The following is a 15,053-nucleotide window of genomic DNA, read 5'->3' on the forward strand; positions in this document are numbered from 1 at the left end:
TGCCCCCTCACCCGGATTGCCAACCGAATTGCCAAGGGCAATTCGGGGCAATCCGACCTCTCCCCGAGGGGAGAGGAGGTCGCCAGGTTGATGCCAGGCTCTTCTCCCCAGCGGGGAGAAGGTGGCCGCGAAGCGGCCGGATGAGGGGGAACCCCCCATGCGATAGCACTGCCCTCTATAGGCGTCGCCTTCGCACGACCCTTCCCAGCGAGAGGAGGGTAAGCTCGCTCCTCAAGCCCCAGCGCTATACGCCGCGATCGCCGCCATATTCACGATATCGCTGTCCTTGGCATTCAGCGAGACGATCTGAACCGGCTTGTTCAGGCCGACCAGCAGCGGGCCGATGACGGTCGAGCCGCCGAGCTCCTGCAGCATCTTGGTCGAGATTGAGGCCGAGTGGAAAGCCGGCATGATCAGCACATTGGCCGGGCCGGTCAGCCTGATGAACGGATACTGCGCCATGGCGCGGGCGTTGAGCGCCACGTCGGCGGCCATCTCGCCGTCATACTCGAAATCGACGCGGCGCTTGTCGAGGATGCGCACCGCTTCCTGGACGCGCTCGGAGCGTTCGCCCTGCGGATGGCCGAAGGTTGAATAGGCGAGCATGGCGAGCCTCGGCTCGTAGCCCATGCGGCGGGCGAAGCCGGCGGCCTCCTCGGCGATGTCGGCGATCTGTTCGGCATTCGGCATGTCGTGCACGGCGGTGTCGGCGACAAGCACGGTGCGACCCCGCGCGAGCACGATCGATACGCCGATGACGCAGTGGCCGGGCCTTGCGTCGATGACGCGGCGGATATCGTCGAGCGCCGTCGAATAGTTGCGGGTGACGCCGGTGACGATGCCGTCGGCGTCGCCCAGCGCCACCATGCAGGCGGCGAAATGGTTGCGGTCGTTGTTGATCAGCCGCTGGCAGTCACGGAACAGGAAGCCTTTGCGCTGCATGCGCTCGTAGAGATAGTCGGTGTAGACCGAGTTGCGCCGCGACAGCCGCGCATTGATGATCTCGATGCCTTGCTTACCGAGGTCGATGCCGGCGTTCCTGGCGTTTTCCTTGATGATGTCGTCGCGGCCGAGCAGGATGGCGGTGCCGAGCCGCTGGTTCACATAGGAGACGGCGGCGCGCATCACCTGCTCCTCCTCGCCCTCGGCAAAGACGATGCGCTTGGGCTGACGGCGGACGCGGTCGTAGATGCGCTGCAACGTCGAGGCGATCGGGTCGCGGCGGGCGGAAAGCTCCTGCGCGTAGCGGTCGAGATCGAGGATCGGCTTGCGCGCGACGCCGGACTCCATCGCCGCCTTGGCGACCGCGATCGGGATCGCCGAGATCAGCCGCGGGTCGAACGGCACCGGGATGATGTAGTTGGGGCCGAATTTCGGCCGGTTGCCCTGATAGGCGGCGGCGACGTCGTCGGGCACGTCCTGGCGCGCGAGCTCCGCCAGCGCCCGGGCGGCGGCGATCTTCATGTCGTCATTGATGGTGGTCGCCCGCACATCGAGCGCGCCGCGGAAGATGTAGGGGAAGCCAAGCACGTTGTTGACCTGGTTCGGGTAGTCGGACCGTCCCGTCGCCATGATGGCGTCGGTTCGGATCTCGGCGACCTCCTCCGGCGTGATCTCGGGGTCGGGATTGGCCATGGCGAAGATGATCGGGTTCTTGGCCATCGACTGCACCATCCTGGTGGTCAGCGTGCCCTTGGCCGAGAGGCCGAGGAACACGTCGGCGCCGTCCAGCGCCTCGGCCAGCGAGCGCGCGCCGGTTTTCACGGCGTGCGCCGATTTCCACTGGTTCATGCCTTCGGTGCGGCCCTGGAAGACGACGCCCTTGGTGTCGCAAAGGATGATATTTTCGGGCGCAAAGCCCATCGCCTTCATCAATTCGATGCAGGCGATGCCGGCGGCACCCGCGCCATTGCAGACCATTTTCGTGGTCTTCATGTCGCGGCCGGTGATTTCCAGCGCGTTGATCAAGCCGGCGGCCGAGATGATGGCGGTGCCGTGCTGGTCGTCATGGAAGACCGGTATGTCCATCAGCTCGCGCAGCCGCTGCTCGATGATGAAACATTCCGGTGCCTTGATGTCCTCGAGGTTGATGCCGCCGAAGGAGGGTCCGAGGAAACGCACGCAATTGATGAATTCGTCGGCATCCTCGGTGTCGACCTCGAGGTCGATGGAATCGACATCGGCGAAGCGCTTGAACAGCACCGCCTTGCCTTCCATCACCGGCTTCGAGGCCAGCGCGCCGAGGTTGCCGAGACCGAGGATGGCGGTGCCGTTGGAGATGACGGCGACCATGTTGCCGCGAACCGTGTAGTCGAAGGCGCGGCTCGGATCCTCGGCGATGGCGAGAACCGGCACGGCGACGCCCGGCGAATAGGCAAGGCTGAGATCGCGTTGCGTCGCCATTGGTTTTGTCGCGACGATCTCCAGCTTGCCGGGGCGGCCCATGGCATGGAATTCCAATGCCTCCTGGGCGCTGACGGAGGGCCCGTTGCTTTCGGTTTTCTTGGCCATGGTACCTTTGGTTTCCTCGCCCGTACGGCACCGCTTGCGATGGGTGCGCATGCTTTCTTTTGTGGAAGGTTCGGGATTAAGGCTACACTTCGCCGCTGTAAACCGCCAAGCATGGCTTGCAAAATTTTGGAAGCAGCTTCTTGAACGACGAGACGCCCATTCGAAGCGACAACGCCACCCCGGCCTTCGCGCCGGCGACGCCGATGATGGAGCAGTACATTGAGATCAAGGCGGCGAACCCGGATTCGCTGCTGTTCTACCGCATGGGCGATTTCTACGAGCTGTTCTTCGACGATGCCGAGAAGGCGAGCCGGGCACTCGGCATCGTGCTGACCAAGCGCGGCAAGCACCAGGGGCTCGACATCCCGATGTGCGGCGTGCCGGTGCATGCCGCCGACGATTATCTGCAGAAGCTGATCGGCCAGGGCTTCCGCGTCGCCGTCTGCGAGCAGATCGAGGATCCGGCCGAGGCCAAGAAGCGCGGCGGCAAATCGGTGGTGCGCCGCGACGTGGTGCGGCTGGTGACCCCCGGCACCATCACCGAGGACAAGTTGCTGGCGCCGTCGGAATCGAGTTTTCTGATGGCGCTGGGACGGGTCAAGGGCGGCAGCAGCGATCACGCTTTCGCGCTGGCCTGGATCGAGATCTCGACCGGTGTCTTCCGCGTCGCCGAAACCACCGCCGACCGGCTGCTCGCCGATGTCTTCCGCGTCGATCCGCGCGAGCTGATCGTCGCCGAGCCGGTGTTTTACGACCCGGAGCTGAAACCGGTATTCGACGTGCTCGGCCGCGTCGCCAGCCCGCAGCCGCCGTCGCTGTTCGATTCGGCTTCGGCCGCCGGCCGCATCGCCCGCTTCTTCGAGGTGGCGACGCCTGACAGTTTCGGCTCGTTTTCGCGCGCCGAACTGTCGGCGATCTCAGGCGTCATCGCCTATGTCGAAAAGACGCAGAAGGCCGAGCGGCCGCCGCTGTCGCGGCCGCAGCGCGAGGAGCAGGGCTCGACCCTGTTCATCGACCCGGCGACGCGCGCCAATCTGGAACTGCTGCGCACATTGTCCGGCAGCCGCGACGGCTCGCTGTTCAAGGCGATCGACCGCACGGTGACCGGCGGCGGGGCAAGGCTGCTCGCCGACCGGCTGATGGCGCCGCTGACCGACCCGGCGGCTATCAGCGCCAGGCTGGACTCAGTGTCGTTCTTCCGCTCCGAGACGCGCCTCTGCCAGGCGGTGCGGGCAAGCCTGAAGAGCGTTGCCGACATGCCGCGCGCGCTGTCCAGGCTGGCGCTCAACCGCGGCGGCCCGCGCGACCTCGGCGCGCTGCGCGCCGGTTTCGAAGCGGCTAGCGCCATCGCCGAACTGTTCGGCCAAACCACCTTGCCGGGCGAACTGACCGCGGCGTTGGGAGCTATCAAGGCACTGCCCGGTAAACTGGCGACGCATCTGGTACAGGCGCTCAGCGACGAGCTGCCGTTGCTCAGGCGCGACGGCGGCTTCGTCCCTTCCGGCTACCACGCCGAACTCGACGAGATGCGGGCACTGCGCGACGAGTCGCGAAAAGTGATCGCCGGGCTGGAGCGTTCGCTGATCGACGAGACCGGCATCCGCTCGCTGAAGATCAGGCACAACAATGTGCTGGGATATTACATCGAGGTGACCGCCAACCACCATGCGCTGATGACCGGCAGCGACGGCGCCAAGGCGCGCTTCATCCATCGCCAGACCATGGCCAACGCCATGCGCTTCACCACCACGGAACTCGCCGAACTGGAATCGAAGATCGCCAACGCCGCCGACCGGGCGCTGGCGATCGAGCTTGCCGCTTTCGAGGCGCTGACGGCGGAAGTCGTCGGCCAGGCCGACACGATCCGTGCCGGCGCCGAAGCGCTCGCCGTGCTCGATGTTTCGGCTGCACTTGCCTTGCTTTCCGAAAGCGAGGCTTGGTGCCGGCCGCTAGTCGATGCGAGCCTTGTCTTCGAGATTTCGGGTGGACGCCATCCGGTGGTCGAACAGGCGCTGCGGCGTTCCGGCGAAGGCCCGTTCGTCGCCAATGATTGCGATCTGTCGCCGCAAGGCGATGCCAAGGCCGGCGCGATCTGGCTGCTGACCGGCCCCAATATGGGCGGCAAGTCGACCTTCCTCAGGCAGAACGCGCTGATTGCCATCCTTGCCCAGACCGGCTCATTCGTGCCGGCGGCATCAGCCCATATCGGCGTCGTCGACCGGCTGTTTTCGCGGGTCGGCGCCTCCGACGATCTGGCGCGCGGCCGCTCCACCTTCATGGTCGAGATGGTCGAAACGGCGGCGATCCTCAACCAGGCCGGCGAACGCGCGCTGGTCATTCTCGACGAGATCGGCCGCGGCACCGCCACCTTCGACGGCCTGTCGATCGCCTGGGCGGCGGTCGAATATTTGCACGAGAAGAACCGCTGCCGGGCGATCTTCGCCACGCATTTCCACGAGATGACGGCGCTGGCCGGAAAACTGCCGCGGCTCTCCAACGTCACCATGCGGGTCAAGGAATGGGAGGGCGACGTGGTCTTCCTGCACGAGGTCGGCAAGGGTGCGGCTGACCGGTCCTACGGCGTCCAGGTGGCGCGGCTGGCCGGCCTGCCGGAAGCCGTCGTCGGCCGGGCCAAGGAAGTGCTGCACCAGCTTGAAGCCGGCGAGGTTTCGGGCAAGGCCAACCGCCTGGTCGACGACCTGCCGCTGTTTTCCGTGGCGGCGAAGCGGGAAGCGTCGAAGCCGGCGAAGAGTGATGGGCTGGGCGCGGCGCTAGTGAAGATCAATCCCGACGAGATGACGCCACGCGAGGCGCTGGAGGCGCTGTACCGGCTGAAGGGGATGGTTGGGAAGTAGTGCTCGTCCGATAGCGCTCTACGGCGCCCCCCTCTGTCCTGCCGGACATCTCCCCCTCGAGGGGGAGATTGGCAGTTTCGCTGACAGCGCTTTTCCTTCGACGTTCGAAGTTGGCGAAAGCCGATGCGAAATCCAATCTCCCCCCTTGAGGGGGAGATGTTCGGCAGGACAGAGGGGGGTGTGACGGAACGCTGCTTTGGCTTGCCTTCCGCCCCACCCCTCAAATCATCGCCAAGCCCGATTTCTGCCTCGGCGGCGGGAAGGCGCGGTCGAGGTCGGCGAAATCTTCGCTCGTGAGCTCGATGTCCAACGCCGCGACATTCTGCCGGACATGCTCCGCGCGGCTAGCTTTGGGAATCGCGATCACCCCGTCCTGCGCCATCACCCAGGCAAGCGCGATCTGCGCCGGCGTCGCACCGTGGCGAGCGGCGATGGCATCTAACCTGGCGTTGCGCGCCAATATCCCCTGATCGACCGGCGAATAGGCCATCAGCGGCATGCCGCGTTGCCGGCTCCGCGGGGCGAGGTCGAACTCGACGCCGCGCTGCGACAGATTGTAGAGCACCTGGTTGGTCTGGACGTTGCCGCCGGCCGGCAACCGAACCAGCTCTTCCATCTCATCGGTATCGAAATTGCTGACGCCCCAATGGCGGATCTTGCCGGCCGCCTTCAACGCTTCGAACGCCTCTACCGTTTCCATCAAAGGAACGCTGCCCGGCCAATGCAAGAGATAGAGATCGATGCGGTCGGTGGCGAGATGCCTCAGGCTGTTCTCGCAGGCCCGTTTCACGCCGGTGCGCGAGGCATTGGACGGCAGCACCTTGGAGACGAGGAACACTTCGTCGCGGCGACCGGCGATGGCCTCCGCCACCACCTCCTCGGCACCGCCGCTGGCATACATTTCGGCGGTGTCGATCAGCGTCATGCCGAGATCCAGCCCGAGCTTCAGGGCATTGGCCTCGTCGCCACGGCGGCGGCCGTCTTCGCCCATCTTCCAGGTGCCCTGGCCGAGCACCGGCACGGCTTCGCCGCAGGGCAGGGTGGTCCTTCTTATCGTCGATGGCATGGCATGCTCCAGTCAGGCGGCATCATAGCCGCCAAAGGGAATCCAGGTGAAGCCTCTTCCCCGGATTCGCTCTGATAGCGTGAACCGCTACTTCACCGGATGGGCGGCGAGCCAATCCTGCATCTGCTTGATCTCGGCTTCCTGCGCGGCGATTACTGCTTCGGCGAGCTTGCGCATTTCCGGATCCTTGCCATTGGCGAGCTCGATCTTGGCCATGTCGATGGCCGCCTGGTGATGCGGGATCATGCCGCGGGCGAAATCGACATCGGCATCGCCGGAATATTCGATCGCCATCATGTCGGTATGCATCTTGTCCATCGCCGCCTTGTAGCCCTCGGTCGAGGGGCTCTGTGCGCCCATTGCGCCCATGTCGTGCTTCATCTCCTCGGCTTGTGCTGGAACGCTTTCGAGGAAAACAGCAAGCAGCATTCCCGCCGCCATCATCAGCAGCACGATCTTCTTGGCCAAGGTCATTCATCGTCTCCTTTTTTGAACAGGGTCTATCTGGAAGTTTTACTCAGAGTTTCAACGTCCTGAGCCGCAATGCGTTGGCGATGACCGAAACCGAAGACAGGCTCATCGCCGCCGCCGCAATCATCGGCGACAGCAGCGTGCCGGTGAGCGGATAAAGCACGCCGGCAGCAACCGGCACGCCAAGCACATTGTAGAGGAAAGCGAAAAACAGGTTCTGGCGGATGTTGCGGATCGTCGCGCGGGCCAGCGTCCTCGCCCTGACGATGCCGTTTAGGTCGCCCTTGACCAGCGTAATTCCCGCACTTTCGACCGCAACATCGGCGCCGGTGCCCATGGCGATGCCGACATCGGCGGCGGCAAGTGCGGGCGCATCGTTGACGCCGTCGCCGGCCATGGCAACGCCGGCACCGCCGGCGCGCAACTCCTCGACCAGCGCGTTCTTCTGCTCCGGCAGCAGGCCGGCACGCACCGCGTCGATGCCGAGCTTGGCTGCGATGGCCTTGGCCGTGCGCTCATTGTCGCCGGTCGCCATGACGATCTTCAGCCCGCTGTCATGCAGGGCCTTGATCGCCTCGGCTGTCGTCGCCTTGATCGGATCGGCGACGGCAACGAGGCCGGCGAGCTTGCCTGCGACAGCGACGAACATCGCGGTCTTGCCATCGGCCTGCAGCGTCTCGGCGCTGGCCAGGACCGATGCCGTATCGATGCCGAGATCGGCCATCATCGCGGCATTGCCGAGCGCCACCTTCTGTCCCGAGACCGTGCCGGAAACACCCTTACCGGTGATAGCCTCGAAACCGCTCGCGTCGGGGACCTTCACGCCGCGTTCGCGGGCGCCTTCGACGATGGCCTCGGCCAGCGGATGCTCCGAGCCTTTTTCCAGCCCGGCGGCGAGCGCCAGCAGATCGTCCTGTGCCATGCCTTCGACGGCAACGACGTCGGTCAGTCGCGGCCGGCCTTCGGTCAGCGTTCCCGTCTTGTCGACGATCAGCGTATCGACCGAGGCAAAGCGCTCGAGCGCCGCCGCTTCCTTGATCAGCACGCCGGCATGCGCGCCGCGCCCGGTGGCGGTCATGATCGACATTGGCGTCGCAAGGCCGAGTGCACACGGACAGGCGATAATCAGCACCGAGACCGCCGAGACGATGGCAAAGACCAGGCTGGGTTCCGGTCCGACGATCGCCCAGGCGACGAACGCAATGATGGCGACCAGCACGACGGCCGGGACGAAGTAGAACGAGACGCGGTCGGCCAACCCCTGGATCGGCGCGCGCGAGCGCTGCGCCTTGGCGACCAGCTCGACGATGCGTGCCAGCGTCGTCTCGGCGCCGATCTTTTCGGCGCGCATGACCAGCGAGCCGTTCTTGTTGAGCGTGCCGCCGGTGAGGTTGTCGCCTTCGGTCTTTTCGACCGGCAGCGGCTCGCCTGTGATCATCGATTCGTCGATGGAAGAGCGTCCTTCGAGCACAATGCCGTCGACCGGCACTGCGTCACCGGGGCGGATGCGCAAGCGGTCGCCGGCCTTGACAATATCGAGCGGCACGTCGTTTTCGGAACCGTCCGCGCCGATCAGCCGCGCCGTCTTCGGCGCCAGGTCGAGAAGCGCACGGATCGCCGAACCGGTTTTCTCACGGGCGCGCAATTCCAGCACCTGGCCGAGGAACACCAGCGCGACGATCACCGCCGCCGCCTCGAAATAGACCGGCACGGTGCCGTCATGGCCGCGGAACTGGTGCGGAAAGAGGCCAGGAAACAGCGTGGCGACGACGCTGTAGAGATAGGCAGCACCGACGCCGAGCGAAATCAGCGTCCACATATTGGGGCTGCGGTTGAGGATCGAATCCCAGCCGCGGTGGAAGAACGGGAATGCCGCCCACAGCACCACGGGGCTGGCCAGCGCCAGTTCCAGCCAGACCTTCGCACGGTCGTCGATGAAGGCCTGGAACGTCAGGCCGAGCATCGGTGCCATGGCGATGACCAGCAACGGCACGGACAGCACCGCGCTCACCCACAACCGCCTGGTGAAGTCGACCAGTTCGGGGTTCGGACCCTCGTCGCCGGTCGGCACCCCCATCGGCTCCAGCGCCATGCCGCAGATCGGGCACGAGCCGGGCTTGTCGCGGATGATTTCGGGATGCATCGGGCAGGTGTATTGCGTGCCCTTGGGCATTGCCTGCGGTGCCGGCCTGTCGCCGAGATACTTTGCCGGCTCGGCCTCGAATTTCGCCTGGCAAGCGGCCGAGCAGAAATAGAAACCCTGACCCTCGTGCCGCAAAAAGTGCCTGGCCGTGGCACGGTCGACGCTCATGCCGCAGACGGGATCGGTGGCGGTCAGATATTTCTGGGGTTCGGCGACGAATTTCGAACGGCAGCTTTCGCTGCAGAAATGATAGCGATGGCCGCCATGCCCGGCGGTAGGCTTGCCGGCGGCCGGATCGACGGTCATGCCGCAGACCGGATCGCGGATGACGGCGTCCGCAGCAGAGGAGGCGCCCTTTGCCGAGCAACGGCTGCCATGGGCGTGATGATGGTGATCGGAATGCGTCATGCCGAAAGCCCCTGTATTTCGATGTTGCGGCGGAGGTAGTGCTTCCAGTAACGGGAAGGTCAAGGGCTGTTTTCGATTTTTCGCGCCCATGCCCCTAACCGCCCGGCCGCGGGCGCGAGACGATCGTCCCGTTCCACCGCTGCGGAGAACGCGTCCGTCCGCCCCATACCCAGCGCCGCGAAAACGCGCTATAGACGCCGCCGAAACGGCGAGGCCGAACGGCATTTATGGCAAGAATATCCCTGAAGCTCGAGGAACTGATCGACGGCGAAGCCTTGCGCCGCGAGATGACCGAACTGACCGCGGCCACGGCAGGCGACGGTTCGGGCAAGGCCGCGCGCAGCGGCGTCCTCAAGCTTCTCAAAAGCCGGCTCGCCGACGGCCGCACTGTCGCCGAACGCATGCTGATGGACGATGGCAGCGGCACCGCCTGCGCCGCCCGGCTGTCGCATCTGATGGATGAGATCATCCGTGCGCTCTACGATTTCGCCGCCACCCATGTCTATCGCGTCAAAAACCCGTCATCGGCCGAGCGCATGGCGGTCGTTGCCGTCGGCGGCTATGGCCGCGGCACGCTGGCGCCGGGGTCCGACATCGATCTGCTGTTCCTGCTGCCCTACAAGCAGACGCCGTGGGGCGAGCAGATCGTCGAATATATGCTCTACATGCTGTGGGACCTCGGCCTGAAGGTCGGCCACGCGACGCGCAACATCGACGAATGCCTTAGGCTGTCGCGCACCGACATCACCATCCGCACCTCGATCCTGGAAGCGCGCTTCCTGTGGGGCGAGCAAAAGCTCTATGACGAGCTTTTGCAGCGCTTCGATCACGAGGTGGTGCGCACCACCGGCCCTGAATATGTCCAGGCCAAGCTCGCCGAACGCGACGAGCGCCACGCCAAGGCCGGCGAGAGCCGCTATCTGGTCGAACCCAACGTCAAGGACGGCAAGGGCGGCCTGCGCGACCTGCAGACGCTGTTCTGGATCGCCAAGTATTTCTACCGGGTGCGCACCGGCGAGGAACTGGTCGACAAGGGCGTCTTCACCGACGCCGAATACCGGGAATTCCAGAAGGCCGAGGACTTCCTGTGGGCGGTGCGCTGCCACATGCATTTCCTCACTGGCAAGGCCGAGGAGCGGCTGCATTTCGACATCCAGCGCGACATCGCCGAGCGGCTCGGCTACACCACCCATCCCGGCCTGTCGGCGGTCGAGCGCTTCATGAAGCACTACTTCCTCGTCGCCAAGGACGTCGGCGACCTGACCCGCATCTTCTGTGCCGCGCTGGAAGAGGAGCAGGCCAAGCATGTGCCGGGCTTCAACCGCATCTTTCTCACCTTCTCGCGCCGCAAGCGCAAGCTCGCCGGCACGGCCGATTTCATCGTCGACAACCACCGCATCAACATCGCCGACGACGAAGTGTTCGAGCGCGACCCGGTCAACTTGCTCAGGCTGTTCTGGTTCGCCGACAAGCACGGCCTGGAATTCCACCCCGATGCGCTGAAGCTTTTGACCCGCTCGCTCGGCCTCGTCGGCAAGGCGCTCAGGCGCGACGAGGAGGCCAACCGGCTGTTCCTCGACATCTTGACCTCGGACCGTAACGCCGAGCTCAATCTGCGGCGCATGAACGAGGCCGGACTGCTTGCTAAGCTAATCCCGGACTTCGGCAAGATCGTCGCCATGATGCAGTTCTCGATGTACCACCACTACACCGTGGACGAGCATTTGATCCGCTGCATCGGCGTGCTGGCCGAGATCGAACGCGGCGACGGCGAAAAGGTCCATCCGCTTTCCCACGCGCTGATGCCGGGGCTGAAGAAGAGCCGCGAGGCGCTCTATGTCGCCGTGCTCCTGCACGACATCGCCAAGGGCAGGCCGGAAGACCATTCGCAAGCCGGCGCCAGGATCGCCCGGCGCATCTGCCCGCATATGGGGCTCTCGCCGGCCGACACCGAAACGGTCGCCTGGCTGGTCGAGAACCACCTCGTCATGTCGATGACCGCGCAGACCCGCGATCTCAACGACCGCAAGACGATCGAGGATTTTGCCGCGATTGTGCAGTCGGTCGAACGGCTGAAGATGCTGCTTGTGCTTACCGTCTGCGATATCCGCGGTGTCGGGCCTGGTGTCTGGAACGGCTGGAAGGGCCAGTTGCTGCGTACGCTCTACTACGAGACCGAGCTTTTGTTGACTGGGGGGTTTTCGGAGGTGTCGCGCGCCAAACGGACGGCGGCGGCGCGCGAACAACTGGCCGAGGCGCTTGCCGACTGGCCGGAAAAGGCCCGCAAGCGTTATGTCGGCCAGCACTACGAGAACTATCTGCTGGCGGTCGATCTTCCCGACCAGGTGCGCCATGCCGAATTCATCCGCGAGGCCGACCATGCCGGCAAGAAGCTGGCCACAATGGTCAAGACCCACCAGTTCGAGGCGGTGACCGAGATCACGGTGCTGGCGCAGGACCATCCACGCCTGCTCTCGGTGATTGCCGGCGCCTGTGCTGCGGCCGGCGGCAATATCGTCGACGCGCAGATCTTCACCACTTCGGACGGCCGCGCGCTCGACACCATCCTGATCTCGAGGGAGTTCGACCGCGACGAGGACGAGCGCCGCCGTGCCGAGCGCGTCGGCCGGCTGATCGAGGATGTTCTGTCGGGCAAGAGCTGGCTGCCCGAAATGATCGAGAAGCGCACCAAGCCTCGGCGCGGCGCCAAGGTTTTCCGTATTCCGCCACGCGCCGAGATCCGCAATACGCTGTCGAACCGGTTCTCGGTGATCGAGGTCGAGGGGCTGGACAGGCCGGGCCTTCTGTCGGAGATCACCGGCATGTTGTCGGACCTGTCGCTCGACATCGCCTCAGCCCACATCACCACCTTCGGCGAAAAAGTCATCGACACGTTCTACGTCACCGATCTCACCGGCCAGAAGATCGACAGCCCGTCGCGTACGGCGACCATTCGCAACAGGCTGATCGCGGTGCTCGAGGGCACCGCGTCCGAGCGCGGCAAGACCAAAACGGCCGCCGAGTGACTGTCACCTTCCATTTGCCCCAATCCCGCAGGCAGACTTCGAGCGCATGAGCCTTGTCAAGAAATTCGCCACCGTCGCTTCCGGCACGCTGATGAGCCGGGCCCTCGGCTTCGGCCGCGAGATGCTGATGGCTGCCGCACTCGGCACCGGGCCGATCGCCGACGCCTTCAACGCCGCCTTCCAGTTCCCCAACACCTTTCGCCGGCTGTTTGCCGAAGGCGCCTTCAACGCCGCCTTCGTGCCGCTGTTTGCCAAGGAGATCGAGACACATGGCACCGATGGCGCCAAGCGCTTTTCCGAAGAGGTGTTCGGCGTCTTGTTCACGGCGCTTCTGGCGCTGACCATCGCCATGGAACTGGCGATGCCGCTGATCGTGCGCTACCTGGTGGCGCCGGGCTTTGCCGACACGCCGGGAAAATTCGAGACGACGGTGGCGCTGGCGACCGTCATGTTCCCATACCTGATCTGCATGTCGCTCGGCGCCATGATGGCCGGCATGCTGAATTCGCTGCGCCGCTATTTCGCCGCCGCGGTGGCGCCGGTGTTCCTCAACGTCATCCTCATCGCCGTGCTTGCCTATGCTTGGTACAAGGGTTCGGACGCCTGCACCGTCGGTTTCGGTCTGGCCTGGGGTGTGCTGGCGGCCGGCTTGGTGCAGCTGGCGATCGTCTGGGCGGCGGTGCGCCATGCCGGCATTTCGATCGGCTTCCGGCGGCCGAAGATGACGCCGAACGTCAAGCGGCTGCTGATCCTGGCGCTGCCGGCGGCGATCACCGGCGGCATCACCCAGATCAACCAGCTGATCGGCACGGCGATCGCGTCGGCGCAGGACAGCGCGGTGTCGTCGCTGGCCTATGCCGACCGCGTTTACCAGCTGCCGTTGGGCGTCGTCGGCGTCGCCGTCGCCATCGTGCTTTTGCCGGAACTGTCGCGGGCGCTGAAATCAGGCAATCTGGTCGAGGCCGCCAATCTGCAGAACCGCTCGGTCGAGTTTACCCTTTTCATGACCTTGCCGGCGGCGGCCGCCCTGCTGGTCATGTCCGAGCCGATCGTGCGGCTGGTCTATGAGCGCGGCGCCTTTGCCGCCAACAATTCGACGCCGACGGTCGCGGCAATCCTGGCGATTTTCGGCCTCGGCCTGCCGGCCTTCGTGCTGATCAAGGCGTTCACCCCAGGCTATTTCGCCCGCGAGGACACGCGCACGCCGATGATTTTTGCCGCTATCTCGGTGGCGGTTAACATTACGACGGCGCTGACGCTGTTTCCGACCATGGGCGCGCCCGGCATTGCCGTTGCCTCCGCCGTCGCAGGCTGGGTCAATGCGTTCATGCTGCTCGCCGTGCTGATCCGGCGCGGCCATTGGGGCCGCGACGTGCCGCTCATGAAACGCATCCCGCGGCTGGTGCTGTCGGCGGCGGTGATGGCCGCGGCGCTCTATTTTGCCGAGCACTGGTTCGCCGCAAAGCTGGCTTCCGGCTCGCCTCTGGTGATCCAGGCGGTAACCCTGCTTGCGCTCGTCGCCGGCGGGGCGCTGCTCTACTTCGTCACCGCCTTCGCCACCGGCGGCGCAGATTTCGGCATGATCCGCCGCAATATCGGGCGGAAGGGGTCCCAGCCGGTCAAGCAACAGTCTCCAGATCCGTGAAGCGGAATTCGTCCGCCGTCGAAAGCATCGGAACGGCGTAGTAGCGCGCACAGGCGTAGTGGAAACAGTCGGCCATGTTCAGTCGGCCAGCGTTGTTGCGAAACCGCGACGCAGCCTCAACAGACAGGGATGCCGCGTCAGAGGCAGGCGGAAGCTCCCGCAAGGTGATTCCACGCTCTTCGAGAAAACGGCTGACTATCTCCAGGCTTGTGGCGACCGGGATGGCTAGCTTTTCCGATCGCGAAAGCGCCATCGCGGCTTCCCAAACCGCGATGGCCGACGTGAACGGAGCCGACGCTTTCATGACCGCCTGCGCGCAGCGCTGGGCTTCGGTCTCGTTGCTCAGTATTGCAACGATAGCGGCTGCATCGATGAACATCAGTCTTCGCCGGACAATTCGTCGTAGACCGAGCGCGGCAGCGGCTTGCGCGCCTGCTCGCTCAGCTCAATACCGAACTCGGCCCGGAGCCGTGCCGCCGTCTCCAGCGGCGTCTCGCGATTGCGTCGGCGCTCCAGAGCTTCGCGCATGGCGATCACGATTGCCTCGGTGATGCCGACACCTTCAAGCCTGGCAAAAGCCCGCGTCAGGCTGTCAGCTTCCTTGTTGTTGATGTTGATCGTCATTGTTTTGCTTCCGCGGTGTAGCATATATTATGTAGCTATCTACATCAGTCCGTCAATGTAGGCCTGGCCAAATCGAAGCGATTGCCAAGGCGAGCTATTTTGTTCTTGCTTTGTGCCGGCAGCTATGCTACTAATTTCGGTATGGTGCTGATTGGCGCCGAGGACCCGCCGCAAGGCGGGTTTTGTTTCTGGTCGGCGCCATCCCCCTCAAACAGCCTTCTGCTCGGCCGACGCCAAAGCCCCGCGTGACGTGGCCAACGCCCTCTTGATCGTCTCCTCGCTCTCGTCCATAAGCGCGCCGTCG

At 64.8% G+C, this 15,053-nt stretch carries 9 protein-coding genes; 3 read left to right on the forward strand and 6 right to left on the reverse strand.

Annotated elements, in window-relative coordinates; all coding sequences use genetic code 11:
- Window positions 1-231 precede the first annotated feature (231 nt).
- Window positions 232-2,511, reverse strand: a complete 2,280-nt coding sequence (locus NKH70_RS30895; protein ID WP_352719310.1) for an NADP-dependent malic enzyme — start codon at window positions 2,509-2,511, stop codon at window positions 232-234.
- 203 nt (window positions 2,512-2,714) lie between these two features.
- Here NKH70_RS30895 and mutS point away from each other — a divergent pair, with 203 nt between their 5' ends.
- Window positions 2,715-5,366, forward strand: coding sequence for a DNA mismatch repair protein MutS (gene mutS, locus NKH70_RS30900; protein WP_353027074.1), 2,652 nt, complete (start codon window positions 2,715-2,717; stop codon window positions 5,364-5,366).
- Between the two features lie 220 nt (window positions 5,367-5,586).
- Here mutS and NKH70_RS30905 read toward each other — a convergent pair whose 3' ends face one another.
- The 3 genes from NKH70_RS30905 to NKH70_RS30915 form a co-directional block, all read right to left on the reverse strand.
- Complete coding sequence (locus NKH70_RS30905; RefSeq protein ID WP_352719311.1) at window positions 5,587-6,432, reverse strand: aldo/keto reductase; 846 nt, start codon at window positions 6,430-6,432, stop codon at window positions 5,587-5,589.
- An 87-nt stretch (window positions 6,433-6,519) separates the two neighbouring features.
- Complete coding sequence (gene copM / locus NKH70_RS30910; RefSeq protein WP_352469262.1) at window positions 6,520-6,906, reverse strand: CopM family metallochaperone; 387 nt, start codon at window positions 6,904-6,906, stop codon at window positions 6,520-6,522.
- A gap of 43 nt (window positions 6,907-6,949) precedes the next feature.
- The gene (locus NKH70_RS30915) at window positions 6,950-9,454 is read right to left on the reverse strand and encodes a heavy metal translocating P-type ATPase (RefSeq protein ID WP_352719312.1); all 2,505 of its coding nucleotides are present in this window, start codon (window positions 9,452-9,454) and stop codon (window positions 6,950-6,952) included.
- 227 nt (window positions 9,455-9,681) lie between these two features.
- On the opposite strand from NKH70_RS30915, the gene NKH70_RS30920 reads away from it, so the two are divergent.
- The gene (locus tag NKH70_RS30920) at window positions 9,682-12,480 is read left to right on the forward strand and encodes a [protein-PII] uridylyltransferase (protein ID WP_352517229.1); all 2,799 of its coding nucleotides are present in this window, start codon (window positions 9,682-9,684) and stop codon (window positions 12,478-12,480) included.
- Window positions 12,481-12,526: 46 nt separating this feature from the next.
- On the forward strand, window positions 12,527-14,125 hold the full coding sequence (gene murJ / locus NKH70_RS30925) for a murein biosynthesis integral membrane protein MurJ (protein ID WP_352719313.1): 1,599 nt from the start codon (window positions 12,527-12,529) through the stop codon (window positions 14,123-14,125).
- On the opposite strand, the gene NKH70_RS30930 is transcribed toward murJ, so the two are convergent.
- The gene (locus NKH70_RS30930; protein WP_352719314.1) at window positions 14,100-14,504 is read right to left on the reverse strand and encodes a type II toxin-antitoxin system VapC family toxin; all 405 of its coding nucleotides are present in this window, start codon (window positions 14,502-14,504) and stop codon (window positions 14,100-14,102) included. The genes murJ and NKH70_RS30930 overlap by 26 nt on opposite strands.
- Complete coding sequence (locus tag NKH70_RS30935; protein ID WP_023676383.1) at window positions 14,504-14,749, reverse strand: type II toxin-antitoxin system VapB family antitoxin; 246 nt, start codon at window positions 14,747-14,749, stop codon at window positions 14,504-14,506. The genes NKH70_RS30930 and NKH70_RS30935 overlap by 1 nt, the downstream gene beginning before the upstream one ends.
- Window positions 14,750-15,053 lie beyond the last annotated feature (304 nt).

Origin of the sequence: Mesorhizobium sp. M0991 (genome assembly GCF_040318915.1) — a bacterium.
GTDB lineage: Bacteria > Pseudomonadota > Alphaproteobacteria > Rhizobiales > Rhizobiaceae > Mesorhizobium.